The following is a 23961-nucleotide window of genomic DNA, read 5'->3' on the forward strand; positions in this document are numbered from 1 at the left end:
ATTAAACGATCTTTCATCCGGAAAAATTTTAGGCAGAGTGGTTTTGTCCGAAAAGTGAAATTGTTTCGCACAGAGTTCACTGAGAACACAGAGTGCCGTATAGAGAAAGAAGATATAATTTAAAAAACTCTGTGAACTCTGTGAACACTGTGTTCTCTGTGCGAAACAAAACTTATGATTTTTGAAATTCAGAAGGAAGAGAAACATTCGGAGTTTCTCCGGTTTCTATGATTGGAATTTCTCTATTATTCCAAACTAGTTTTAATCCTTGGGGAGATTCTGAAAAATATTCGCTTAAAACCGAGGAAACATTCCGAGCTAATTTGTATTTTAGCAAAGTATTTCCCTTCTTTCTGGCGAATAACTCTCCATCCGAATCTGCTGCGATCTCCAAGGAGGAAATAGACAGTTCTTCTCCGGAATCGCTTAAAAAATAGAATTCTCCGTCCTTTTCCCAAACGCGGATCAGATTTAAGGGATACCCTAATAATTCCAAATATCCATTTTCGGAAAATTCCCCGTATTGATTATCTATATAAATTCCGTCTTCAGCTTCTTTTAGATTTTTGCGAAAATATTCCAAAACGTCTTTTTGTTCTATTTTAGAATCTCTGAAGATCCAATCTCCGTTAGGCAAAACCTTGATCTCACTATCCAAACGTCTCGCCATTACTCTTCTTCTCTCTCTCTATAACGAAAAGCCACACCTTCTAACACTTTCGCGTCTTTTGCTATCTCAGCCATACTGGTAGTATAACCTTCTGTGGTCCCTGTTTGGAAAATTGTGGGAGGGACTGAAACAAGACCGACATTTGCTAGATACATTCCGTCCATTCCTCTGTCATAAAGTTCTTTCTTAATTTTTTCGTAATAGAATTTCTCTATCCTTCCATCACCGAAATTCCTTACGATTAATCTTCCATAGGTCTTATAGTTCCTACGTTTAGGAGGATGTTTTAGAATTTCTATCTGTTCCCAGCTTGCTTTATGTGAAAATAAAACCGCTTCTTTTTGGATGCCTTCTGGAACGAATTCTACTGAAAAACAGGAGAGAAATAAAAGGCCAAGGATAGGTAAAATTCTTCTTATATAATGAATATTAATTCCGTTACGCCTAGGGTTGGAAAATGGTAGAATAGCCATTCCTCCCCATTCAAGAAGCGCGCATTTAGGGGACAAGCGGTTTTTTGCATAGCCAAAAGAAGGCTTTTCAGACCCGGTTTTTTTTTATATACTCTCCCCGGATACCCGGTAAATTCTCGCGGAATTCGGAACCCAGTTTAAGCTGGTCCCTCCGGGCCCCAAAAAACTCGTATGGAAGATATAGATCTTAAAAAACGCGCGAGAGAAAACGTTTTAAAAATCGGGTATTGTACTCTGGACGAGCTGGAAGAAAAGGTGAAAGCCTTTCGGGTCATGAACCAGAATGCAGCTAAGAAAAGATACCTGATCACTCGCGAACCGATTTCCGATTCTTCCGGAAAAATTTTGGTACCGAAAGCGGCTGAGATAGATATATCCACTGCAAAATTACTTCGCCGTCATTTTAAACCAACTAGCGAATTCAAAACTTTTCAACCGGACGAGGGTATCGTCATCATTTCCGACATGACTTCTGCGGAAGGTGTTTCTTTTACGATGGATATAGTAACCCAGATCATGAATTTGGGCGGTGGTGCTTACGAAGGATTTATCGATCGAGTGGATAGTTTTGCGGACTTCATCAATCTTCTCAAAAAATCCTTATTCCCTCGTCTGATCATCATCGGTTATATTCCGACTGAGAAGATCCAAGGTGAATTATTGAATTTTGTTCGAGTCAAGAGAGTGGATAATTATCTACGAACAATGGAGCTGACTCATACTGCTTTTAAACCTCAGGCATATTTCCCTAAAGTTCGCCAGATTGAAATTTCCCAGGAAGACCCTAAATCCTGGGGACGTTTCGTTGTGGAAATCGTAAGAGAATACACAAGACCTTATCTCTTAGAAGAAGTTTAATAAAAAACTACGCCCTCCTATGTGTTGGAATTCCAACAAAAGTTTTGGGGCGGCTCCTCGCGAACGCCTCATAAGAAGTTAGCAAGTCCGAGATAGCCAGAGGCGTCATCGAGAGCATTCCAAGCTTATTCGTAAGCGAGTCGGTGGCTGAAAGCCAAACGAGAAATAGCTATAATCAAAACCATTCATATGAATCGAAAGTATAGCTGAAATCAGTAATTTGCATTTTTCCGCGAGAAGCAAAGAAAACTCTGTGATCTCAGTGTCCTCTGTGCGAACTAAAAAAAAATCTCACTCGGAGCTCAACGGAACAAACAGAGTCAAAAATTAACTTGTAACTTTTATTGTTTCAAGTAGTCTAATGATTATATTCAAAATAAGCAGAGCAAAACTTTAAGAAATTCTACCATCGTTTTTATTTCTTAAAATTTAAATCGAAGGATCCAAATGAGTTCTATTTCAGAGACAGTCCTAGTGACCGGAGCTTCCGGCCATTTGGGAAAAATTGTATTAGAGGAATTAATAAAGAAAGGGCATGAGAAGATCATAGCCACAACACGAAATCCAGATAGCCTGAAGGATTTTGTTTCTAAAGGTGTCGTCGTTAGAAAGGCAAGTTTCGATGATCCGGCAAGTTTGGTTACCGCTTTTCAAGGGGCCGATAGAATATTGATCATCAGCACGGACAATATTGGAAGTAGGATAGAATCACATGGAAATGCGATCGATGCTGCGATAGAGGCTGGCGCAAAACGGATTCTCTATACTTCACTTACGAAAGCGGATACGATCCCGGTTACATTCGCATTTGAACATGCTGGAACGGAAGAAAAGATCAAAAAAAGCGGTTTAGCTTATACAATTCTTCGGAATAATCTATATTCTGATTACCTAATACCAAAATTGCAACACGCAGTATCAGGCGGTTCTATATTCGGTTCCGGCGGAGAAGGTGCATCTGCCTATGTTACCAGATTGGATTGTGGTAAAGCAGCGGCCTCTGCCTTGTTATCTTCAGAATCCGGAAATAAAATTTTGGAGATCAGCGGGCCTAAATCCTGGACCTATACTGAACTAGCGAAATTTACTTCAGAGCTTGTGAGTAAACCGATCTCTTATACGGATATCTCTGCTGCAGATCTTTCGAATGCTCTAGTAGGTGCAGGGCTTCCTAAGCCTATGGCAGACGCTTTAGCTTCTTTCGACGTGTCTAGCAAAGAAGGTTATTTGAAAGAAGTCAGTTCTGCAGTTAAAGATTTAACAGGAGAATCTCCGATAGACGTAACAGCTTATTTGAAAGAGAACAAAGCTGCTTTACTAGGCTAAGGTTTTGTACGGAGAACACAGAGGTCATAGAGTTTTTAGACGTATTTCTATTAACTTAGAGTCTTTACGGCTCTGCATGAAATAAAATCCTCTGTGTTTTCTGCACGAAACAAATTATTACAATCGATTCATTGAAATCGTTTTGGTTTGTTTACTGTCCAGGTGATATTCGAATTCAGGAAATAGTTCGTAAACATCGCGACAAATATGGAAATCATTTCGCAAAAGAATCTAGTTTCGAAGTTTTCTCCTAATCCGAATTTGGGAGCGATTTTGTAAGACATTAATTGAAAGACTCCCAGTTGGACAAACATGCCTAATGCGCTTACCCCTGAAAAAATAATGAATCCTCGGACCGCCGCCCATTTTTCATATCTAGTTTCATAGAAAGTGAAATAATTATTTAATATAAAATTGCTGATGATCGAGAGTTCTATTCCAAAAAACACTGAGATGGGAAATACAGGAAGGAATTTTATGCCTGTGTTCAAATCTCCAACTCCGATACTTTCAAAAAACATAAAACCAAGTAGGTTCACTAAAACTCCGCTTAATCCCACTAACGAATATAATAAAAACGTAGAAGAAACCCATTTTCCAAACCTAAGATCCAATACTGCGACTAGGAAACTTCTTGCGATCGAGTTATTAATTTTAGTTTCTCCATGAAGCCTATTTCTGAAATGAAAAGGTAATTCCGAGACTTTTAGTCCATTTCCGTTACGACCTAAGATCTCTAATAAAATTTTAAAACCTCTCGGATTAATGTTTTCTCCGTTCTTAAAATATACTTCTCTCTTTATCCCGAAAAATCCGCTCATAGGATCCGAGATACTGATATGTAAAAAGAATTTAGCAAAAGAAGTCGCGACTATGCTCAAAAATTTACGCAAAAAAGACCATTTTCCGGTCGAGCCTCCGTTTGCATATCTGGTGCCTACGATCACATCCGAGCCTTTATCTAGATGATCTATCATGACGGGGAGAAGATTTTCATCATGTTGCATATCCGCATCCATTACGAAAAAATATTCTCCTTCAGCCGAGTTCATTCCTGTGATAATCGCGGATGATAATCCTTTTTCGGTCATTCTTCTAATGAGTTTTACTCTGGGGTTCTTTTCGTGTATTTGTTCTACGATTTGCCAGGTTTTATCTGGGCTATTATCATCTATGACTATGATTTCGTGGCTTGTATCATTTAATATTTTTATGATATTGTTTATGCATGGTTCTATATTTCCCGCCTCGTTATAAGAGGGAAGTAATACGCTTATTTTGGGTCTCATTTCTTTTCCAATTTTGAAATATTTTCGATTTTAAGTTTAAAGATCTACCGTTCCGAGATGATTTTGAGGGGAAACGACCTCATCCTTGCAGAGTTTGAATTTATATAAATATAGACTGGACCTTCGTTTGTTCTTATTCGGATTTAATGAAACTGCAAATTCTTCTAAAGGAGAAGATCTAAAAGTCGCGATCAGATCCCAAGGAGCTTCAGGATATTGTCCTCCGACTACATAATCCTTTCTGACCACAAATGCGGATGAACAGGCAGTGTATGGATCGAACCCAGGGATTTTAGGCTGGTTTTCTTCATCTAAACTTTCAATAGATTCATATCTTTCTAAAGGATCCCTATAAGCGTAGGATACTGGTAGATGAGGAATCGAGTCCTTATAAACATAAAGTTGTTTGATCTCTTTATGACTATGGAGATATCTCACTAAGTCTATCGAGTTACTTTGGATCGTGAAAAAGCTCAATAAAGATAGAAGTATGAAATTCACTAAGAAAAAGATAGATCTCCGAATAGACATTCTTCTATGTTCCTTTGCCCACCAATACGCAGCCAAAGGAGATAGTAAAAGTAGAAGTAGCGGAAAGATAGGAAGTAAAAACCTCTCTTCCTTATGAGGGATCAAAGAATGAGAAACGAAAAATATACCGGAAAACAGCGAGACAGGTATTAATTCCTTATAGATCTTCTTCCATTCAAAACCATCGTATTTTCCGATCAATAACGGGAGCATTGAAACTCCGATAACCGTAGGAAGATATGTATACCAAGGAGAGGTCCCGTATTCAGCGGAATGATCTAGATTATAACGAAAATACGATATTAAGGAAGAGTGTAAGGATCCTCTAAATATTAGATCCGGAAGTCCTGTCAGAATGAATAGAAATACTGAAAAAACAAAAAAGTAGCCTAAATCTTTCCAATCTTTCTTCTTCCATCCATCATACAAAACGAATGCAAAAATGGCAATCGCGCATACTCCCACCTGAAACCTGAATAAACATGAGATCGAAAGTAGAAGTAAAGAATAGAATAGATATTTTTTTACTTTTAATACGTAATATTTGGAAAAATAGAATGCACTTCCCAAAAGAAAAGGCGCCGACATGGATTCGATCAAAGAGCGAGTAGATATGAAAGGCATCAGAAAATGCAAAGAAAGTAAAAATGCACCTGATAGAGGGATCCAATCCTTATAATTTTCTCTTTTTTCTGTTCTTAACCCTTTGGGAGTGTATAAAAATTTTAAAAGATTGTAACCGGTAAATACGGTGACTATAGATAAGATCCCTAAACAAGCGAACAGAAATTGGATTTGACTTAAAGGATCTTGAAACCCTAACCAATACGCGGTCTTTGCAAATACTCTAATTATAAAATCCGGAACTAAGGATCTTATTTCAGGGACTGATTGGATCGTATCGACTAACGCTAAGGATTCTGATTGTGCAGGTACGGAAAAGAAAAGGATATAATAATCGTCTAAAGCCAAATATCCTTTGTTTAAAACGGAAGCAGCGAGTCTTGTGGCAAGTCCCAAACCTATAATGATCCAGAACCATTTTTTTTCTGCTTTAGGATTCAGCATAAGATCAATAGACCAAAGTTTGATCTCAATCTAAACGCAAACTTATTACAGTAGAGTGAAATACGTTTTTTAAATCCTACAGATCTATTTCGATGTTCCTATACTGTAATATCTGTAATCCGATTTTTGCTTGTCTCTTTTTTTCGAACCAAAGTGATTGTCGTCATGTTTTTGACCAATTCGAAATACTATCTGATCATTTTATCCTTAAGTTTACTGCCTTATAATCTGTTCTCTCAATTTTATAATAATAAAGGAGTTCAAAAAAACGCAAACGAGAAGAATGCGGAATGGCTTGTTAATGAAAGTTTCACTCTTGTAGAAGACGCCGGAAATTTTACGACTCCTGTAAGTATCGCTTTGTTAAAACGACCGGGAAATTCTCGAGAGGATGTAATCTATGTGGTTGGTGAATTGAGGGGTGGAATAAAAGCAAGATTACGAAACGGGAATGTAATACAGATCGGTGAGGATGAAGATATATCCAAACCCAGAAAAGAACTTCCGGACTTTCAAGGCGAGATGGGTCAAACTGGTGCTTGTTTTAGCTCTGACGAAAAAACACTTTTTACTACTGCCGTATACCAACAAGGTTGGGGAAGAAGTAATAAGATAACTCGTTGGAGATCCATCGGTCAAAAACCTTGGACTAAAATCGAAAAAGTAGAAGTCTTTGATGCTCCGTTTAGAGGAGACACTGCTGGACTCGCCCATCAGATAGGACATTGTTTTGTGGATCCTAATAATCATATCTGGGTTGGAACTGGCGATGGGCAATCTTGGACCAGTTCACATAAAAAGGATAGTACGAACGGAAAACTCCTAAGAATGAAGGTAGACTTTTCCCAACCGGAAACAAATCCGTTTTATACGGGAAAAAAAACGGATCCACAAGGTTATATTTATTCCATGGGGCTTAGAAATCCTTTTGCGATCGCTAGATCGGAAGGTGGAGAGGTTTATATTGCAGACAACGGTCCCGAGATAGATCGATTATTAAAGGCGGAAAGAGGTGCCGATTTCCCTTGGGATAATACCAATCCAAGTATGACTTATAATAATATGATGACCTTTCCTAAATCAGTAGGACCCGCTGATATGATCTATGTTCCAAAGAACCATAAGCTTGTTTCATTACGTGGTCATTTAGTAATCGCTGCATCTCATATCACTTCCTTGCTCGCAGTTCCGATAGACGATAAGAAGGGAGTAGTGGGAGAGCCTTGGTGGGTAGTACTTCCTAGTCAATATGAAGAAGAAAGAAGGCAGGATTTTACAGGACTCGCATTAGGAGAAGATTCGATCTATATTTCTCATATTCGAATGAGAAAGGATGGAGGTCTTCTTCCTGCCCCGGTTTTGAAATTGGTACCCGGAAAGATACAAGCGGAAAAGATGAAATATACGGGAGAACAACTAATCAACGTAAAAGGATGTAGAAGTTGTCATACTGTAGGAGGAGTAGGAGGGAACGTAGCTCCTAATTTGGATCAACTAGATTCCAGATTGAATGAGACATTTAAAAGTTCTGAATTTTTGAAAACTGTCAAAGAAATGGAATCTTATTTAGATGAACCTGAACATTCCAAATGGAATGAGGTTAGAGCAAAACTTGCAGACCCGAATCTTGAAGAAAGTAAAAAGAAAGAACTCTATATCGTTTCCAAATTACAAAATCCTAAATTTTTAAATCCGGTAAGCGGAATGCCGAATCTAAATCTGAATCCGGAAGAAATAGAGTCCCTGAAGGATTTTTTAACGGAAGTTTCAGGAGGAGCTGTACGTTTCCAAGGATTAGATAGATGGGAATATAGTCTGGTAAAACAGTTCGAGCAAAACCCAAGGATTTCCCTTATACTATCCCTGATCCTAGGTATCGTTTTCGGGATCTACGGAAAAAGGATTTATGGCTTTCTAAAAATTCGGATCCAGATCCTAATTTCCAGATTTAGAAAATCCTAAAAATAAATCCGAGACCTTTTCAGTAAAGACCTCGGAGGAAGAATATGTTAGATGATGAGGATCTAGGAAAGATTGTTTTTTAGGAAAAAAATCACTTAAATCTTTAAAAGAATTCGGATCATCCATCGTATTCTGTAAAAAACTCAAATAACCGGAATACCAAACGCTAGAACCGTAATAGATTTTCTCCTTTGGATTTTCGGGCGAATTTACAAGAAATACCCTGATCCCTTTGGATCTTAAATATAAGATCCCTTGTTGTAAATATTCCATCTGGGACCATGCGATAAAACGATCCGATTTAGATAGATCGGATTTGGAGACTTGGATCTTTTTGAATCTACTTAATACGTCTTCCTCATCGTTTTGCCTATAGATCCGACGTTGATAATCAATATCGTAATTTTGATCGCTCAAAGATTCCACTCTTGAATCATCCAAACTGGAGATCCTTTCATATGAATGATCTTCGCGAAATGTCGATCTGCAAAAATTTTGAGAGAGCCTAATGCCGTATATTTCCTCCGTCCCGAATATCCTGGAATCAACTTCCAAAGAAGAAACAGGTTTGTCAGATACGAATTCTAATCTTAATTTAGAAGGCGGATCGGAAAAAGGAATTTGTATATAGTACCATCCTTTTTTAGGAAACGTTCTTTCGAATATCGGTTCTCGTTTTGATCCTAATCTATGGATGCTTAGTTTGGTTTCCGGTTTTTGGATAAATATACTCTCTTTCCAAACTTTCGTTTCGATCTCGCAATCTATCTCAAATTTAGGTTTTGCCCAACCTCTTAAATAGATCCCTTGTTCCGGAATCATCCCCGTATAATAATGATAGGATCTTCCCCACCTAAACCTATGCATATACCAAGCCTGGATAGGATCGTAAAAGAAACTTCTGTATCTTACGCCGTATGATACAGTTTTGGAAACGAACTCCTCTAATTTGGATTTACCAAGATCTAAAATTTTTTTCCAATGTTCCGAAAGAAAATGATCCGGATATAATAAACGGTTTTGATGTCTCGTATTTACGGAATCTTGGAAGAACCCATCTTCATCGTATATGAGTTCGTTATTTTCGAATTTCACATATTCGAGCTGTAAATCCGCAGGATTGATCACATAGATCACCGATTTCGGCTTTTTAGATACGATATCCTCTTTGTAATGATAGAAGTCGGAAGGAGTAAGGGATGGATGAGCATAAAATTCGGAACGGATCCAATTGCCTTTTTCCGATTTAGAATTTACTTTTTCGGAAAATTTTTCAGGAAGAATAGAATATAAGGCAACGCTACTTCCAAGTATCAAAACTCCGTTTTCATTCTTTGAAAATCGGATATCTTCCCTTTTTCTTAAAAAATTATACCAAGGAGAAGTATCCCATTCCAATTCGTTCGGAAGAATGAATAATAAATTCTTAAAAATTACTCGGTCAAAAACTAAAAATAAAGAAAGGCAAAATACAGAAACAAGAAGGACTTTAAATTTTATTCGCATTCTATTATCGATCTGAAGAGTAACTCTTCGAATCGTCAGAATTCATAGATTAAACATTTTGTCGAACGGTTCGTCTATGAGAAGAATGAAAATAAGATTAAGGCGTAAGCAAATCGTAATAAGGGATACGACGATCTTTTCGCACAGAGAACACGGAGGACACAGAGACTTTTTTCACGCAGAGTCGCGAAGCCGCTAAGTTAAGGTTATAGTGCTAAAAACTCTGTGACCTTTGTGATCTCTGTGCGAAATAAATGAGTTGTCTTTAAGTTTACACAAAGTTCACGGAAGAGAAGGAAAGAGTTAAACTCTATAGAATTCCATATTCTCTCGCAATGGATCCGGAAGGCTTCCGAGAGCATTGATATACTTTTTATATCTGTTCTCTAATTCCGTAAATTTACGAGTTCGAATATTGATAAAGCGGTTATTGATCTCACCGAAGGCAGGCATTTTTGCAACCTTCTCTCGGATCTGTCTAGAGAAAGGAATATGGCGGTAGAAAATACTTCTAACAACACGATTTAATCTTTGTACACCTTCCGCTTCGTATTTGATCCAAAGCTGGTAATCGTTCGCAAAAATATCCCTTTCATTTCTGAAACGTTTGAATTCGGCAGCGAGTTTTTCCTTGATCTCTATGGACAGATCTTTGTTCTTTTTGTAGAACTGAACATAGTCCATATAATCCGCAGTGATGGATGGATTTCCCACGTTATTCCATTCAGGTCCTAAGATCGTTTTACAAAGCTCCCATCTAAACGCAGCAAATGCGTCTATCAAAAGGGACTTTAGATCACCTTGTACGAAAATAGGAAGAACGATCCTACCTCTACTTTCTTTGGACCCGGATCCTCTGTGGATAGAAAGTTCCTGCCACATCATGATCTTACTACCGATGGAAGGAACGATCACGAAGTCCGGAACAATCGCTCTTTGAACGAATTCCTTATTGATCCCCATTTCGGGATTATTATAGATCACCTCTCTGTTGAAGACAGAAAAGTCCACAGACATGATATCATGGATCGTATCAGTCAGCATTTTTTTGGTAACGTATGCTTTTCCGAGAGGGATTTGAGAATGATACTTTGTAAGGATCGGCAAATAAGTAGCCAAGGATCCTGTTGTGAGTCGAACGTTTGCCTCATACATCGCACCGAACTCGAACTTTAATCTTGCTTCTGGATTATCGATGTCAGGAGGAAGATCTGATTCTTTTTTGAATACAGCATTCCTGTTGTCCATCTTCACCTTATCGAAGAAGTTTTGACCGAGCTCGTCCAAAGAAGTAGGGCATTCTCTTTTATAAATTCTTTCGAGCCACTCCGTTCCATAATGGATCGGAATATCCGAAACCGCTGCGATCGCGTCTTTGAAGGTGGACATGAAAACAAGCTGAGAATCATCCAACATTGTCTCATCAAAGAACCCATACTTCAACATTAAGTCCACTGGCTTCGGAACATTCTTATTGCTGTTCACATATTTTTGAAAGCAGGCAGCATATATATCGAAGTAAGTCTTTGTGATGGATCTTCTGAGCTTACGAGTGTCGTTGTCGGAATCTAAAGGATTTTTGAGAGACTTGAGTTTAACCATCATCGCGGAAAACTCTTTGATCGCGTCTCCCCCTAATCCGGAAAATTGAATGATAGAAGATGCGGAATTTGCGAGTTCTTTTCTGATTGCGGTTGCGTCTGCCGAACTATCAACCGAAACTCCGCTTCCATTAGAACCTGCTTTTGCAGTAGGATTTGCAGCTTCGAATTTTTTGGATAGCCCCGCCGTTTTTTCTAAGAACGATTTGATGTTCGGAGAAGGATTTGGAAGTGCAGAACCGAAAAGTGCCTGGTGTCCTGCTAATGCCCTTTCAATCTTTTGGGCAACTACCTGTAAAATAGGAACTACGAATTCAGGAGGAGCAGTGGCATATCCGTTTGCAGCCATGTCCAGGATTAAGAAATATTTTTCGGTAAGACTTTCTACTCCACCTAAAAGAAGTCTAAAGTCTTCATCAAGTTCTTCTAATATTCCTCTTGCATTATCCGTAATATTGTTTTGGACCCTTCCGAGCTTGTCGCATACGTAAGAAACCATACTCGGATCCGGAGCGAATAATTGAGCCAGAAGATTCGGGTCGGCTAAAATTACTTTACGAACAAAGTTGAATTCTCCGTCTTGGAATTCAATTTCTTCCGGATAATATTTCACTAATAATTGGGAATGATCCTCTTCCACATAATTTGCGGTAGGTCTTTCCGGAAGGATGCCACCATTATCAAAATAATGTTTTAAATTTTCTCTGGTTAACCTAAGCACCGGATCTACGATCTCAGCACTCGGATCTGCGATTGGTTGTCCAGGTTTGATATCCGGAAATACGCTCGGGTTAAATTGGTAATAAAGAAGAGAAAGATTATCGTTTGTCCTTCCCATATCGGAAGCGATCTTTCTGAGTTGATTTACTTTTTTGAAAGATTCTGTGATCTCTCTGAGTAAGGAACGGCCGACCATGATCCCAAGAGAACTTCTTGCAGCGAGGGAACGACCCACAGTAGACGGGGACATAACATACGTGGAAAGAACACAATCTTGTTCAGCAATGATGGTAAAAGGATAACGACCGGTCCCGAAAAGTGCAGATGCACCAGGAGTTAAATTCGCTCCGGAAATTTTGAACAACTCCAACTTTCTGGAGCCCGGAGCTTCTACCAAATAACGTAAGGCACCACTATGCAATACGTTGAGAGAATTCGCGGTACTTCCTTCCGGAAATAAAACCGTCCCGGCTTTAACTGTGACTTTTTGATTTGGTACGCTTGTGTCTAATGCCATACGATCGCTGTTGGGGCAAATTAAGAAGAAAACTATCCTTCCTCGATAAGGGAAACTCTTTTTTAAAGGAATCTCTAAAAACGGCCTCCTCTCCAAATTGAGTCAAAACATTTCCAAGATTAGGGCGATCCGAATTGTCCTGCTTGACTAAAGGACTTTCCCCGTAAAAACCTCTTTTGAAAATGAAAAAAAATAAAATTCTCTCCGGTGCAAAGTCCATCGGAATGCTGACCAACCAGAGCGCATACGGCTGGAAAGGCGATTATCATTTTAAGACCATACAGAAAGAATTCGGATTAAAGAAACTCTTCCTACCCGAGCATGGACTATTTGCGGAACTCCAGGACCAGGTTTCCGGTTCTGGCCTTCTTTATGATTTGGGAGATACGGAAGTCCTGAATTTATATGGGGACACAGAAGAAAGTTTAACTCCTACCGAAGATGTTCTGTCCGATCTGGATACTTTCATCATAGATATCAGAGATGTAGGAGCAAGGTATTATACCTTTTTAACTACCGCATTGTACGCGATGCAGGCCGCGGATCGACTTTCTAAAAAAGGAAAATCAAAACCTAAGATCCTAGTTTCTAATGCGAAAAATCCTGCGGGTCCAAGGGTAGAAGGCTCTCCTTTGGAAAAAAAATTTTCTTCCTTTGTAGGTGTGGAAGGTACCCTGCATAGACACGGGCTTTCTGCTCCGGGATTATTGGAGTATTATAAAGATCATTTCAATCTAAATCTGGAATTTTATAGGATAGATCTTTATCCTAAAAAAAGTTCCGAGTTTTTATGGGTGCCGCCTTCTCCGAATATTCCTGCACAAACCACATGTTTTGTTTATACTGGACTTTGTCTTCTAGAAGGAACAAATCTTTCTGAGGGAAGAGGGACTACTCGTCCTTTCGAAACTTTTGGGGCGCCTTATATAAATGACCTGGATAAAGCCCTTTTAGAAAAATTAGAGGAAAAGCAGAAGGGTGTTTTTAGATTAAGGCCTCTGAAGTTTATCCCTACATTCCATAAACATTCCGGAAAAGTATGCGGAGGATATCAGATCCTTTTGGATAAACCTAAAAAATTCCATAGTCTACTTTTCGGATTACATTTGATCCGCACTTTGAGAGAATTCTATCCGAACCAGTTTGAGTTCCTACAGGGACCTTATGAGTTCAGATCCGATCTACCTGCGATCCAACTTTTAGTAGGAGACCATTTCCTTTTAGAATATTTGGACGGAAGTAGATCGTATTCCGAAATAAAAGATTATCTGGAAGACACTGAAAAGAAATGGAAGAAGGTTACGAAGAATTACGATTAGAATTCTTTCGAAATTGTCGCATAGAGGGCACTGAGATCACGGAGAGATTTAATTTGACCATTCTAAACTCTATGTTCTCCGTGAACTCTGTGCGAACCAACCTTAAAGCGGAAGTCTAGAAAACTCAGCCTTTAGTTTTTGCAAATCTCCTAAAAGATCCGTGGGGGAAGGTTTGATATTTTTTGCCAATTGGAGAGCATTTTCTATCAAATCTAAGATCAGCTTTTTTTCTGTAATCGCTCTGATCTTTGGCATATGGCTCCAATCTTTTTTGAATAAGGAGGCTTTTTCGTCCACGATCGCTACTATTTTGTTTAAGGCTTGGATCTCTTCGTTCATAAAATCTCAAAAATTAGGAATTTCTAAAGAAACATTTTCACTTTCACGAAGTATTTCCGCACGAAAGGATCTTTTCTTTCCGCCTCGGAAAGTTTGGCTGATATTATTCCAGACAGATCTTTCTGCACTCTTACATTCAGGAGGAAGACCAGAGATAACCTCGGAAGAAGTTTCGTATCTGAAAAAATGAGTGCTTCCCGGCTCTAACTTTTTAGGAGGGATCGACCAAGTATCCTCGAAACAATACAATGTGTCCCCACTTTTGACTAAGATCCGGATCTTGTCCTTATCCTTGGGAAAATAAACTTCTTCAGTTCCCTTATTTTTTAGAAATAAGAAGAATGTAGGAAAATCTTTTGAATTCTCTTTGCTTGAAGAAAGTCGATAACTCAAGCTTTGGGAGGAAATTTCCTTGGACTCGGATTGACCAGAGAATGCTAAAGGGTTTAGGATCCTTGCAACGACTGCAAAGATAAAGATCAATAAAATGACATCGAAGAACAGGACCAATTTGGCCCGATTATTGGATTTATCTACCTGTCTATTTTTACGTAAAAATTCCTGAAATTCTTCCGGAGAGCGGGAATGATAACCTTTGCTCATTTTTTTTGATCTTCCTACAGACGGGGTATATCTTACCTAAGGTAAGATCGGTCCAACCGGAAAGTTTCCGATTTCCATACTTTACTTTCTACTAGAAAAGATTGCAAGCATTCCAAATATATTTTCCTAAATGAGAAATTTAGAAATGAATTGATGGAAACTTCCAAATAGGTGGAGATAACTATTTTTGTGCGCTTCCCTAAATACTTTTATTTAACCAAAAAATTGATCCTGATCCTTGTTTTTATTACATCGATCCAGATCCAGGCCCAATCCAATTTCGGGGCTAGTATCGAGAGAAAAACCCAAGAGATTCTCTACATACTTTATGAACGTCATTATTTGGGAAAGTCTAGGATCCAACCAAGTCTTGCGGAAGAAGTAAAAAGATTATTTTGGATGAATCTGGATCCACAAGGATTCTATTTTATTAAAGAAGATTTGGATCTACTCGGAAGAAAACCGTTCCATCTGGATTTTTCTAATCCAGGAGAAGTCTCCTCGTTTTTTTCGAGCACTTCTCAACTTTTTAAGGAACGATTGAAACTTACCTTAGAATATCTGAATGAATTGGAAAAATCACACGCATCCGGAATTACGAAGGGGAAATTCGAATTTTATCAGGAGAGAAAAACGGAATTCGCAAAAGATAAGGTTGCTTGGAAAGAAAGATGGGAACGTTATCTAAGATACAGGATACTCACGAAAAAATTCTATTCCGAGCCGTTCGCTGATCGCAAAGAATTCGAAAAAAGCCTTTCTGTATCCGAATCTATTCTAAGGAACGAGGTGATCCAAAGGGAGAAGGAAAGGATCAAAAGTATCTTGGAACACCAGGACGGCTTTGAATCCTATATGGGATCTCAATTTTTGAATTCTATATTAGAAAAATTTGATCCTCATTCTTCTTATTTCTCCGCCGCTGAAAAACGCAGATTCGAGACGTCTCTTTCTTCTAAAGGGTTTTCTTTCGGTATAGTATTCAATCGAAACTTTTTTGGGGATACTAAGATAGAAAGATTGGTTCCAGGTAGTCCCGCTTGGAAATCCGAAAAGTTAAATCACGGGGATCGGGTCCTCGAGGTCCGGTTCCCGGATGAAAAAAATCGAACCGTGTTAACTTCGGATTTTTCTCCGGAGGAAATGGAATCCGTTCTTTCCGGGACAAAGACCAAAAAGGCGATATTTAAGATCCGGAAAAATGACGGCCGGATCTTTTTTATCCCGTTGGTCCAAGAGAAGATAGGTTTAGAAGAAAATACGATCTCCAGTTATTTGTTGAGCGGAAAAAATAATATAGGGTATCTATACTTGCCTGCATTCTATACTGAATGGGAGAGAGAAGGAGGAGGATGCGCCGAGGATATCGCAAGAGAAATAATCAAATTAAAAAGAGATAATATAAAAGGTCTGATCTTGGATCTGAGGAATAATGGGGGAGGTTCATTGGAAGAAGCGCTGGATCTCGCCGGGATCTTCATCGACCAAGGACCTTTATTTGTACAAAAAGCTTCCGATTCGGAACTTTCACTTTTAAAGGATAGTAATCGAGGGACAGTATATGACGGACCCTTAGTTGTGTTGTTGAACGGGCAAAGCGCTTCAGCCTCGGAATTTTTGGCATCTGCTTTGCAGAATTATAATAGGGCAGTCATCGTAGGAAGTCCTAGCTACGGAAAGGCTACTTCTCAAATCCTTCTCTCTTTGGAAGAAAACAAAAAAGGAAATTCCGATTTCTTAAAGTTAACCACACATTTGTATTTTGGGGTACAGGGAATGACCCATCAGCAAAAGGGGATTATTCCTGATATTTCTTTACCTGATCTTTCCGACCTCTCAGGAAGGGAGAGGGACATTCAGGAAGCAATCCGTTCCGAGCAGATATATAAAGAGATCGTATATAAAAAATTACCTGAACTAGAATTATCTAACTTAAGGGATTTAAGCGAGGATAGAGTTGATGACAGCGAGAATTTCTCGAAGATCAAATCAATGGCATCTAAACTTCGCAAAAAAATGAAGTCTATGGACGAGGTGTCTTTAGATTCTTCGGATTTTTTCGAGGAATTTTCGGAATTAGTGAAGTTCTACGAAAATTATCAAATCGCTACGAATAAAAAATCGGATAGTTTCACCGTAGATACACATTCATTCGATCGAGGTCTGGAAAAACTGGATACTTATACAAGAGAGATCCATTTAGAAAGAAAATCCAGATTAGAAGAGGATATATATTTGGATGAGGCATATAAGATCATTGGTGACTATATCCAGATATACGGAAAAAAATCGAAAGATTGAAAAGATCCGCGTTAGAAGGATTCGCTTGCATCTTCTTTTAAAATAAAGGATAATAAATTTCGGAAAGGCGTTTTATGGAAACTGTAAAGGGTAAAAAGGTAACGATCCTTTTTGAAGGCAAAAAATGTGTCCATTCTAGGAACTGCGTACTAAGCAGACCCGATGTATTCGTTCCAAATGTTGAAGGTGAATGGATCTATCCGGATAAAGCAACTCCGGAAGAAGTAAAATCACTCGCACTCAATTGTCCGTCTGGAGCGATCCGTTTCGAGTCCGAAGATACTTCTCTTACGGAAACCCCTCCTCTTGTAAATGTGCTCAGAGTTAGAGAGAACGGACCACTTGCGGTTCATGCAGAAATTGAATTAGAGGGAACTGAAAAAGAGTATCGTCTTACACTTTGTAGATGTGGTGCTTCTTCGAATAAACCGTATTGCGACGCAAGTCATGTCGGGATCGGCTTTATGGCAACTGGAGAACCTCCTGTGCAGGAATTCCAACCATTACCGACACGTAATGGAAAATTAAATATCGAACCTACTAAAAACGGTCCATTGAAGTTTAGTGGAAATTTAGAAATATGCTCCGGCACCGGTAAGGTTACGAACAAAATTACTGAAACATATCTTTGCCGTTGCGGGGGTTCTTCCAATAAACCATATTGCGACGGTACCCACCGTAAGATAAAATTCAAATCCGAGTGAGGAGTTCGCACGGAGTTCACAGAGAACGCTGAGATGGCTGTATACTTTTACGCTTTGGTCTTTTTAACTCTCCGTGACCTCAGTGCTCTCTGTGTGAAAAAAATGAGCTAAAAATCTTAGGTTTACATAAAGCTTATAATCATATCCATTTCATTTTGCGTAACCATAGATTGATGGTCCAAATCGCAGTGATCCCAAATACGATCAAGATCGGAATACGATACTGCAGGAAAAAATCGTTGAAATAGGCGCCGATCAGCACGTATGCGGATGCAACACATAGTTTGAATACAATAAATTCTGCATTCGACCAGCTCGTTTCTGATTTAAAAAAGTTCATAAACAACTCTCCCTCATCGATTATAAAAATATGATGGGATCAAAATCTCAAATGGTCAAGCGATAAGACTACAAGCAAAGATTGAGATTTGATATGTAGTTGGTCCCTGAGTGTCTAATGAAGCAAGATGTATCGAAGGGCCAAAATCACCTTTAAATCCTCTGCGACTCCGCGCCTCTGCGTGAAAAAATCCCCGCGGCTCAACAAAACTCCGCGCCTCTAACTAACCAAGGTACGGATCTTTTTGCGGATCCTTCCTGCGGTAGGATAACCTTTGCATTGTTCTGCACAATACAGAAGAAGACTTTGGGAAAGTCGAACCGACTCGACCATTTCTTCTCCTCTGGACAAAAAGAATGTTAGAATTCCTACAAGTAGATCTCCAGTTCCCATGACTGCGAGCCTTGGTTCTTGGAATTCCCAAAAATAAGAATGCCCTTCCGGTGAAAATAATACGGAAACAGGTCCTTTGAGAAGTAAATAACATCCTTTCTCTTTTGCCCAAAAGTTTGCATCATCTAACGCAGAATATACACTTGTGTATTTTTTACCGGAGATAGAGGACCATTCTCCTAAATGAGGAGTGAGTATAATATTGGGGCCTAATTTGTTTTTTTCTAAATCCTTTAAGGCTCCTGCATCTAAAATAATTTTGGGATCTTTTGGAAAAGAAGAAGGGATATAATCAAAACCGGAGAGCCCTGGACCGATACAAACTACCTTCGCTTTTTGCACGAAAGAGTAGGAGGAAAATTCTTTTTTTGGATCCAAGGAAGAGATCATGAAGGAAGGATCTTTTTTTAAAACTCTTTCTATCGTATTTCCGGAAGGGCTAAGTATTTGGGAAATTCCTCCTCCCAATTCTTGGAAGGCAAGAGCAGAAGATAGAATTGCGCCTGCCATTCCCTCGGAGCCTCCTACAAATACTGCGGAACCGTTTTTATATTTATGAGAATCTTTTTCCCTGGAAAGTCTGGAGATTAGTTCTTCTTTTGAGGCTCTGTCTAAAAGTAATTTTTTGGACTCCGATCTTTGGCGTAAGAATCCGATTGGATGAAATGATTTTTTATCCTTAGATAAGGGATAAAAAATATTTTTGATCTTGGGAGAACCGATCTCCGCAATAGCATCCGCTTCGAAGGGAATTTTTTCATCCGGGGAATATCCTGAAACTGCATCAATACTCTGAATAAAAAGTGAATCTTTTAATCTTTGCTTAGCGGTTCTGATCTCGGATATAATTTTAGAAATTTCTTCGGATAGAGGGTTTTTAAATCCGGTACCAAGAATACAATCTACTAAGATGTCCCCGGATGAAATTAGATCTTCTCGGAACTTCTCTAAGGGGAAATTTGGAATGCCTAATTCTTCTGTTAGATTTTTATAATATTTTGTTTCTTCCGAAAAATTCCCGTTTTTCGAATACAGTTCTACTCTTAATTCTTCCGCTTTCAGGAATTGAGCGAGAGCGTACCCATCTCCTCCGTTATTTCCCGAACCACAAAGGATGAGGATCTTTTTAGCGGATCTAAATCTGTTTTCCCAAGCCTTAAAAACGGAAAGGGCAGCAAAGCCCATGAGAAGAGTTCCGGAAATCCCTCTGGATTGGATCGTGACCCGATCCAATTCTCTTGCCTCTTCTTCGTCGAAAAGAACTTGGAATTTCCGAGAGCTCATCTTATTTCCATTTATGGATCTCTAAATATCCGGATCTGATCTTCATGGAGTAGATCTCATCATTCGTATCCATCCAAGTTTCTCTCCAAAGTCCTCTTGGTGGAGGATAATTGAGTCGAATATTATTCACATGATTTCCGTCTTCGTCATGAACCTGAAGTCTAATCGAATTTCCTTCTTCCACTTCTGTTTCCCAAATGAAAAAATTATCATTATTTAAGACCCAATACAAGGTTTCGGAAGGGTCTTGTATTTCTTTTATAGGAGTGATCCTCTTATCTTTCAGGTCGTATCTTAGTATTTTTCTATTCTTAAATCTTCCGGATTTAGTTTCGTAAAAGCTGAATGAGCCTAATACATAATCTCCGTCTGGATGAGAGATGAAGGAGTCTACATACCATGTATAACTGTCCCCTTGAGTATTTAAGGAATCCTTAAAGTCAGAGCCTTCTACCTTATTTTTTAGTTTTCCGGATTCGTCGAAAATGCTTAGTTTCATTCCGCCGTTTTGTCTATGGAATACGAATAATAGATCGTTATTACCGGCTTCCATTCTTTCCACATAGCCGAAAGGAGTGGAGCCGCCGACCCCGTCTGCGTAGATCGTTTGGGAAAGTTTTCCTGAATCATTGATCTTTAATATGACTGAAGGAACTGCTTCTGCGGCTTCTGTTTGGAACTCACCGGACTTTTTGGTATAAATATTTTCAGCGACCTTGTCGGACTTTGCATCTTCCTTAGTGATCCTGGATTGAACGAAAATATCATCTCCATCTGAAACGGTTACTAGGCCGATCCTTCCTAACTTAATATTATAAGTTTTTACTTTGTCCTGTTTTTCTTTAGAATTCCCGATCACAAACTTCAGGTCTCCGTCTGAGTTGAATGCTTTGATCAGGGATTGTTCAAAATCCGGAACATAGATGACCCCAGATGCGACTGCAACTTGGTTCGGAACATTTGTCGGAACTCTATTTACGATACTTACCTGGAGTTCCTTCAGATCTTTTCCTAATTTTACTCTTCCGTAAAGATAGGGATTATAATCATCTACTCTGAATTTGGAGCAGGTTCCTAATAAAATTAGAAAGAATAGAAAAAGCGGAATATACTTAGCGGATTTACGAGTCTGAAGTTCGGAAAAGAAAGAATTTTGCATGGTAATAATAAAAACCCGAACCCTTTTTTAAGCGAGCCGGGACATTTCGTTACCATCCTTCTTTTTAGTATAAGAAAACAAGCAATTTCGCTTGTAATGCGGAGAGGCTTGGAACCGGGGCTATTTTTTACTTTACACTAGGGCTAGCTAAAAATATTTTGAATGGATATCGGGAACCACCCCATTTTATGTATGGGAAAAGCCTGAAAATTTCGGAATCTCGAGATTTTGTAGGTTGTTTTTTCCTCTTTTTTGAGGCAAAACGAAGCGGTTCAGAGACTCTCTGTAAGGCCGGCGTGACAGTCAGTAAAGAAGTTATCGAAACGATCTTAGATCGAATTCTTCTCACTCCCGTCAAGCTGTATGCACTCATGGTTAGCCAAAGGCCAAACCATACGCTGATCGAGGTAGAGCTGGATCACCTCGAACACCCGTACGGTTCCGTCAGCCTTCTGGAATGTGAGCAAGTTTCCAGAAAACTGAATGAAGAGTTGGAAAAGATCTCACCGGATCTGAACTATACTCTTAAGGTTTCTTCCGCTGGTGCGGAAAGAAAACTGGTGATTCCCGAGGATCTGGATAGATTCCGTGGAATACCGGTACGACTCGTCTATAAGTTGGAAGGGTCGGGCGATAAAGAAGGAATCTTTAAGATTCTGGATAGGAAAGAAGACCGGATTTTTTTAGAGCCGTTTTCCAAGAGGAAATCAAAGAGCCCTAAAAAAAAGGAAGTCATTCTGGAATTGAAGGATATACTGAAAGGAAATTTGTACGTAAGTATTTGATTATGGCAGTTAAGAAGAAAGAAGCCGAAGTCAATCTGTTGGAAGCGATCCAACAATTTTGTGCCGACAAGTCCCTAGACCGGGAAGCTGTAATGGGAATCATTCGAGATTCCTTAATTACCGCGTACAAGAAGAAGTCGGGCATCGAAACTTTGGAAGAGGAAGAAAATCCTATCAAGGTAGAATTTGCTTCTTCCGGAGACGGGGAGAACGTAGTAATCGTAGTATCTCGCCAAGTTGTAGAGACTTCTCCTAAGAACGGTTTAGAGATTTCCTTAGAAGATGCTAAGGCTGTTTATCCGGATGCGAATCTCGGAGACGTATTAGATTTTAAAGAGAAGCCGATGGAGCTTTCTCGTATCATTTCCAGCCAGGCAAAACAGATGGTATTCCAACGCCTGAGAGATATGGAAAAAGAACTTCTGTATCAGGAATACAAAGCAAAAGAAGGCGAACTGACTCACGGCTATTTCCAACGTTGGAAAAAAGACGCTATGTCCATCGATCTAGGTAAGGTCGAAGGGATCATGCCTAAGCGTGAGCAAAACCCTGGTGAAAAATACCATAGCGGGGATCGTCTCAAAGCAATTATACAAAAAGTGGAACTTCGTCCTAGAGAACCGATCCCAGTCATTACTCTTTCAAGAGCTTCTGCTGATTTTGTTCGTAAACTTTTCGAAATGGAAATCCCTGAGATCTACGACGGTTTAGTCGAGATCGTAAACGTGGCTCGTCAGCCTTCCATTCGTACCAAAGTCGTTGTGTATGCTACCAGAGGAGATATCGATCCTGTGGGAGCCTGCGTTGGTATGAAGGGTGTAAGGATCCAATCCATCGTTCGAGAATTAGGAAATGAAAGAATAGATATCGTTCAGTATTCTTCCGACCCTACCGAGTTTATCGCAAATGCGATCTCTCCCGCTAAACCTTATGATGTGAAAGCGGATTCGGTAGGTAGAGAGGCCATGGTAATCGTTCCAGAAGAACAATTATCTCTTGCAATCGGAATCAATGGTTCCAATGTCAAGTTGGCGTCACAATTAACCGGATTCAGAATCGATATTAAAACGATAGCCCAGTATAACGAAGAATTCTCTTCGCCGGAAGCAAGAGAGAGATTGGATAAACTTTTCAGTCCTCCAGTTGCACAGGTTGAAGAAGAAGAGGATGACGGAGCAACTGCTCTCGAAGACCTACCTGGACTTTCTACCCGTTTGATCGGCCTATTAAGGAGCGCAGGAATCAATAACGTCGAGACATTGATCGAGATCAGCCAGGACGACTTGGCAAAACTCCCCGGTATAGGACAGACTACCGCTGCACAAATTCTAAGAATATTGGCAGAATCGGTAGAGTGGGTGGAGGAAAGCTGATCTCCTCGATTTGAGGTAGGGCTTTAAGACCCGTTTTCAGTACATTTCCGTACTTGACCAGGACATTATATGGAAGATAAGAATAAATCAATCAAGGAAAAGCTCCAGGGCGACGCTTCTGCTGACGCGAGCAAGAAGAAGAAGCTGGTTATCAAAAAGAAGCCGGATGAAAAAACGCCTTCTACTTCTGCAAAAAAAGAAGCTCCTTCTGAACCGGCTCCAAACAAACCGTCTGCAGCAGCATCCGGACCGAGCACTCCAAAATCTACTCCTCCTACGCCAAAGAACGAGCCTCTTTTCCCAGAGCCAAGTGTTCGCCAAGAACCTCCGGTTCCTAGATCTGCTCCTCCTGAACATATTTTAGGCGAAGGTAGAGCTCCTTTTCAAAGAGAAGACAACAGTATTATAGTATCTCGTCCAAATCAGAGACCAACTTATTCTAACCAGAACCGCGAAGGTGGTGGTGGAAACTACCGCGGAAATCGTCCCGATGGAAACCAAGGTTATCAAAACCGCGAAGGCGGTGGTGGTTACCAAGGCGGTCAAGGTGGCGGCGGATATCGCGGAGGCCAGGGTGGTCAAGGTGGCGGAGGCTACCAAAACCGTGAAGGCGGCGGTGGATATCGCGGAGGCCAGGGCGGTCAAGGTGGCGGAGGCTACCAAAACCGTGAAGGCGGCGGTGGATATCGCGGAGGCCAGGGCGGTCAAGGTGGCGGAGGCTACCAAACCCGTGAAGGCGGCGGTGGATATCGCGGAGGCCAGGGCGGTCAAGGTGGCGGAGGCTACCAAAACCGTGAAGGCGGCGGTGGATATCGTGGAGGCCAGGGTGGTCAAGGTGGC

19 protein-coding genes and 1 pseudogene are annotated in these 23961 nt (G+C 39.9%); 9 read left to right on the forward strand and 11 right to left on the reverse strand.

Going from position 1 to position 23961, the window contains the following annotated elements:
- Nucleotides 1-172: 172 nt before the first annotated feature.
- Both EHQ64_RS16645 and EHQ64_RS16650 read right to left on the reverse strand, forming a co-directional pair.
- The gene (locus EHQ64_RS16645) at nucleotides 173-670 is read right to left on the reverse strand and encodes a hypothetical protein (protein WP_135650932.1); all 498 of its coding nucleotides are present in this window, start codon (nucleotides 668-670) and stop codon (nucleotides 173-175) included.
- Nucleotides 670-1143 carry a hypothetical protein gene (locus tag EHQ64_RS16650; protein ID WP_135650933.1) on the reverse strand — a complete coding sequence of 158 codons (474 nt, stop codon included), beginning with the start codon at nucleotides 1141-1143 and terminating at the stop codon, nucleotides 670-672. The genes EHQ64_RS16645 and EHQ64_RS16650 overlap by 1 nt, the downstream gene beginning before the upstream one ends.
- 171 nt (nucleotides 1144-1314) lie before the next feature.
- Here EHQ64_RS16650 and EHQ64_RS16655 point away from each other — a divergent pair, with 171 nt between their 5' ends.
- Nucleotides 1315-2001: a hypothetical protein gene (locus tag EHQ64_RS16655; protein ID WP_135650934.1), complete on the forward strand. Its 687-nt coding sequence runs from the start codon at nucleotides 1315-1317 to the stop codon at nucleotides 1999-2001.
- A 447-nt stretch (nucleotides 2002-2448) separates the two neighbouring features.
- The gene (locus EHQ64_RS16660) at nucleotides 2449-3327 is read left to right on the forward strand and encodes an SDR family oxidoreductase (protein WP_135650935.1); all 879 of its coding nucleotides are present in this window, start codon (nucleotides 2449-2451) and stop codon (nucleotides 3325-3327) included.
- A 128-nt stretch (nucleotides 3328-3455) separates the two neighbouring features.
- On the opposite strand, the gene EHQ64_RS16665 is transcribed toward EHQ64_RS16660, so the two are convergent.
- Both EHQ64_RS16665 and EHQ64_RS16670 read right to left on the reverse strand, forming a co-directional pair.
- Entirely contained in the window at nucleotides 3456-4616 is a 1161-nt protein-coding gene (locus EHQ64_RS16665) for a glycosyltransferase (RefSeq protein WP_135650936.1), read from the reverse strand.
- Nucleotides 4617-4652: 36 nt separating this feature from the next.
- Nucleotides 4653-6215 carry a glycosyltransferase family protein gene (locus EHQ64_RS16670; RefSeq protein ID WP_135650937.1) on the reverse strand — a complete coding sequence of 521 codons (1563 nt, stop codon included), beginning with the start codon at nucleotides 6213-6215 and terminating at the stop codon, nucleotides 4653-4655.
- Between the two features lie 165 nt (nucleotides 6216-6380).
- Between EHQ64_RS16670 and EHQ64_RS16675 the strand changes: the two genes are divergently transcribed.
- Nucleotides 6381-8177, forward strand: coding sequence for a PQQ-dependent sugar dehydrogenase (locus EHQ64_RS16675; RefSeq protein WP_135650938.1), 1797 nt, complete (start codon nucleotides 6381-6383; stop codon nucleotides 8175-8177).
- On the opposite strand, the gene EHQ64_RS16680 is transcribed toward EHQ64_RS16675, so the two are convergent.
- Both EHQ64_RS16680 and EHQ64_RS16685 read right to left on the reverse strand, forming a co-directional pair.
- On the reverse strand, nucleotides 8151-9683 hold the full coding sequence (locus EHQ64_RS16680) for a hypothetical protein (protein ID WP_135650939.1): 1533 nt from the start codon (nucleotides 9681-9683) through the stop codon (nucleotides 8151-8153). The two genes, EHQ64_RS16675 and EHQ64_RS16680, sit on opposite strands and share 27 nt — an antisense overlap.
- 303 nt (nucleotides 9684-9986) lie before the next feature.
- Nucleotides 9987-12521 carry a cyclic nucleotide-binding domain-containing protein gene (locus EHQ64_RS16685; protein ID WP_135650940.1) on the reverse strand — a complete coding sequence of 845 codons (2535 nt, stop codon included), beginning with the start codon at nucleotides 12519-12521 and terminating at the stop codon, nucleotides 9987-9989.
- Between the two features lie 182 nt (nucleotides 12522-12703).
- Here EHQ64_RS16685 and EHQ64_RS16690 point away from each other — a divergent pair, with 182 nt between their 5' ends.
- The gene (locus EHQ64_RS16690; RefSeq protein ID WP_135650941.1) at nucleotides 12704-13840 is read left to right on the forward strand and encodes a DUF1343 domain-containing protein; all 1137 of its coding nucleotides are present in this window, start codon (nucleotides 12704-12706) and stop codon (nucleotides 13838-13840) included.
- A 102-nt stretch (nucleotides 13841-13942) separates the two neighbouring features.
- On the opposite strand, the gene EHQ64_RS16695 is transcribed toward EHQ64_RS16690, so the two are convergent.
- Both EHQ64_RS16695 and EHQ64_RS16700 read right to left on the reverse strand, forming a co-directional pair.
- Nucleotides 13943-14179 (reverse strand): hypothetical protein, encoded by a 237-nt coding sequence (locus EHQ64_RS16695; protein WP_135650942.1) that lies wholly within the window; start codon nucleotides 14177-14179, stop codon nucleotides 13943-13945.
- A gap of 6 nt (nucleotides 14180-14185) precedes the next feature.
- Complete coding sequence (locus EHQ64_RS16700; RefSeq protein WP_135650943.1) at nucleotides 14186-14782, reverse strand: hypothetical protein; 597 nt, start codon at nucleotides 14780-14782, stop codon at nucleotides 14186-14188.
- Nucleotides 14783-14971: 189 nt separating this feature from the next.
- On the opposite strand from EHQ64_RS16700, the gene EHQ64_RS16705 reads away from it, so the two are divergent.
- Together EHQ64_RS16705 and EHQ64_RS16710 are read left to right on the forward strand one after the other, a co-directional pair.
- On the forward strand, nucleotides 14972-17083 hold the full coding sequence (locus tag EHQ64_RS16705) for a carboxy terminal-processing peptidase (RefSeq protein ID WP_135650944.1): 2112 nt from the start codon (nucleotides 14972-14974) through the stop codon (nucleotides 17081-17083).
- 74 nt (nucleotides 17084-17157) lie between these two features.
- A complete protein-coding gene (locus EHQ64_RS16710; RefSeq protein WP_135650945.1) occupies nucleotides 17158-17787 on the forward strand; it encodes a CDGSH iron-sulfur domain-containing protein in 630 nt (209 codons plus the stop codon).
- A gap of 139 nt (nucleotides 17788-17926) precedes the next feature.
- Here EHQ64_RS16710 and EHQ64_RS16715 read toward each other — a convergent pair whose 3' ends face one another.
- From EHQ64_RS16715 to EHQ64_RS16725, 3 genes are all read right to left on the reverse strand, one after another.
- On the reverse strand, nucleotides 17927-18127 hold the full coding sequence (locus tag EHQ64_RS16715; protein WP_135650946.1) for a hypothetical protein: 201 nt from the start codon (nucleotides 18125-18127) through the stop codon (nucleotides 17927-17929).
- A 219-nt stretch (nucleotides 18128-18346) separates the two neighbouring features.
- On the reverse strand, nucleotides 18347-19804 hold the full coding sequence (locus EHQ64_RS16720) for an NAD(P)H-hydrate epimerase (RefSeq protein ID WP_135650947.1): 1458 nt from the start codon (nucleotides 19802-19804) through the stop codon (nucleotides 18347-18349).
- Nucleotide 19805: 1 nt separating this feature from the next.
- The gene (locus EHQ64_RS16725) at nucleotides 19806-20963 is read right to left on the reverse strand and encodes an LIC_12708 family protein (protein WP_135650948.1); all 1158 of its coding nucleotides are present in this window, start codon (nucleotides 20961-20963) and stop codon (nucleotides 19806-19808) included.
- A 359-nt stretch (nucleotides 20964-21322) separates the two neighbouring features.
- On the opposite strand from EHQ64_RS16725, the gene rimP reads away from it, so the two are divergent.
- The 3 genes and pseudogenes from rimP to EHQ64_RS16740 form a co-directional block, all read left to right on the forward strand.
- The gene (gene rimP, locus EHQ64_RS16730) at nucleotides 21323-21748 is read left to right on the forward strand and encodes a ribosome maturation factor RimP (RefSeq protein ID WP_246048817.1); all 426 of its coding nucleotides are present in this window, start codon (nucleotides 21323-21325) and stop codon (nucleotides 21746-21748) included.
- Nucleotides 21749-21750: 2 nt separating this feature from the next.
- Nucleotides 21751-23121, forward strand: coding sequence for a transcription termination factor NusA (gene nusA / locus EHQ64_RS16735; RefSeq protein ID WP_135650950.1), 1371 nt, complete (start codon nucleotides 21751-21753; stop codon nucleotides 23119-23121).
- A gap of 69 nt (nucleotides 23122-23190) precedes the next feature.
- Nucleotides 23191-23961, forward strand: a pseudogene (locus EHQ64_RS16740) (translation initiation factor IF-2); the annotation flags it as partial.

Origin of the sequence: Leptospira sarikeiensis (genome assembly GCF_004769615.1) — a bacterium.
Taxonomy (GTDB): domain Bacteria; phylum Spirochaetota; class Leptospiria; order Leptospirales; family Leptospiraceae; genus Leptospira_B; species Leptospira_B sarikeiensis.

Bases quoted from the DNA above. Each gene is read 5' to 3' on its own strand.
- EHQ64_RS16665 (WP_135650936.1), bottom strand. From the start codon at position 4,616: ATGAGACCCAAAATAAGCGTATTACTTCCCTCTTATAACGAGGCGGGA.
- EHQ64_RS16715 (WP_135650946.1), bottom strand. From the start codon at position 18,127: ATGAACTTTTTTAAATCAGAAACGAGCTGGTCGAATGCAGAATTTATT.
- EHQ64_RS16690 (WP_135650941.1), top strand. From the start codon at position 12,704: ATGAAAAAAAATAAAATTCTCTCCGGTGCAAAGTCCATCGGAATGCTG.
- EHQ64_RS16710 (WP_135650945.1), top strand. From the start codon at position 17,158: ATGGAAACTGTAAAGGGTAAAAAGGTAACGATCCTTTTTGAAGGCAAA.
- EHQ64_RS16695 (WP_135650942.1), bottom strand. From the start codon at position 14,179: ATGAACGAAGAGATCCAAGCCTTAAACAAAATAGTAGCGATCGTGGAC.
- EHQ64_RS16725 (WP_135650948.1), bottom strand. From the start codon at position 20,963: ATGCAAAATTCTTTCTTTTCCGAACTTCAGACTCGTAAATCCGCTAAG.
- EHQ64_RS16650 (WP_135650933.1), bottom strand. From the start codon at position 1,143: ATGGCTATTCTACCATTTTCCAACCCTAGGCGTAACGGAATTAATATT.
- EHQ64_RS16645 (WP_135650932.1), bottom strand. From the start codon at position 670: ATGGCGAGACGTTTGGATAGTGAGATCAAGGTTTTGCCTAACGGAGAT.
- EHQ64_RS16670 (WP_135650937.1), bottom strand. From the start codon at position 6,215: ATGCTGAATCCTAAAGCAGAAAAAAAATGGTTCTGGATCATTATAGGT.
- EHQ64_RS16660 (WP_135650935.1), top strand. From the start codon at position 2,449: ATGAGTTCTATTTCAGAGACAGTCCTAGTGACCGGAGCTTCCGGCCAT.
- EHQ64_RS16680 (WP_135650939.1), bottom strand. From the start codon at position 9,683: ATGCGAATAAAATTTAAAGTCCTTCTTGTTTCTGTATTTTGCCTTTCT.
- EHQ64_RS16685 (WP_135650940.1), bottom strand. From the start codon at position 12,521: ATGGCATTAGACACAAGCGTACCAAATCAAAAAGTCACAGTTAAAGCC.
- nusA (WP_135650950.1), top strand. From the start codon at position 21,751: ATGGCAGTTAAGAAGAAAGAAGCCGAAGTCAATCTGTTGGAAGCGATC.
- EHQ64_RS16720 (WP_135650947.1), bottom strand. From the start codon at position 19,804: ATGAGCTCTCGGAAATTCCAAGTTCTTTTCGACGAAGAAGAGGCAAGA.
- EHQ64_RS16655 (WP_135650934.1), top strand. From the start codon at position 1,315: ATGGAAGATATAGATCTTAAAAAACGCGCGAGAGAAAACGTTTTAAAA.
- EHQ64_RS16675 (WP_135650938.1), top strand. From the start codon at position 6,381: ATGTTTTTGACCAATTCGAAATACTATCTGATCATTTTATCCTTAAGT.
- EHQ64_RS16700 (WP_135650943.1), bottom strand. From the start codon at position 14,782: ATGAGCAAAGGTTATCATTCCCGCTCTCCGGAAGAATTTCAGGAATTT.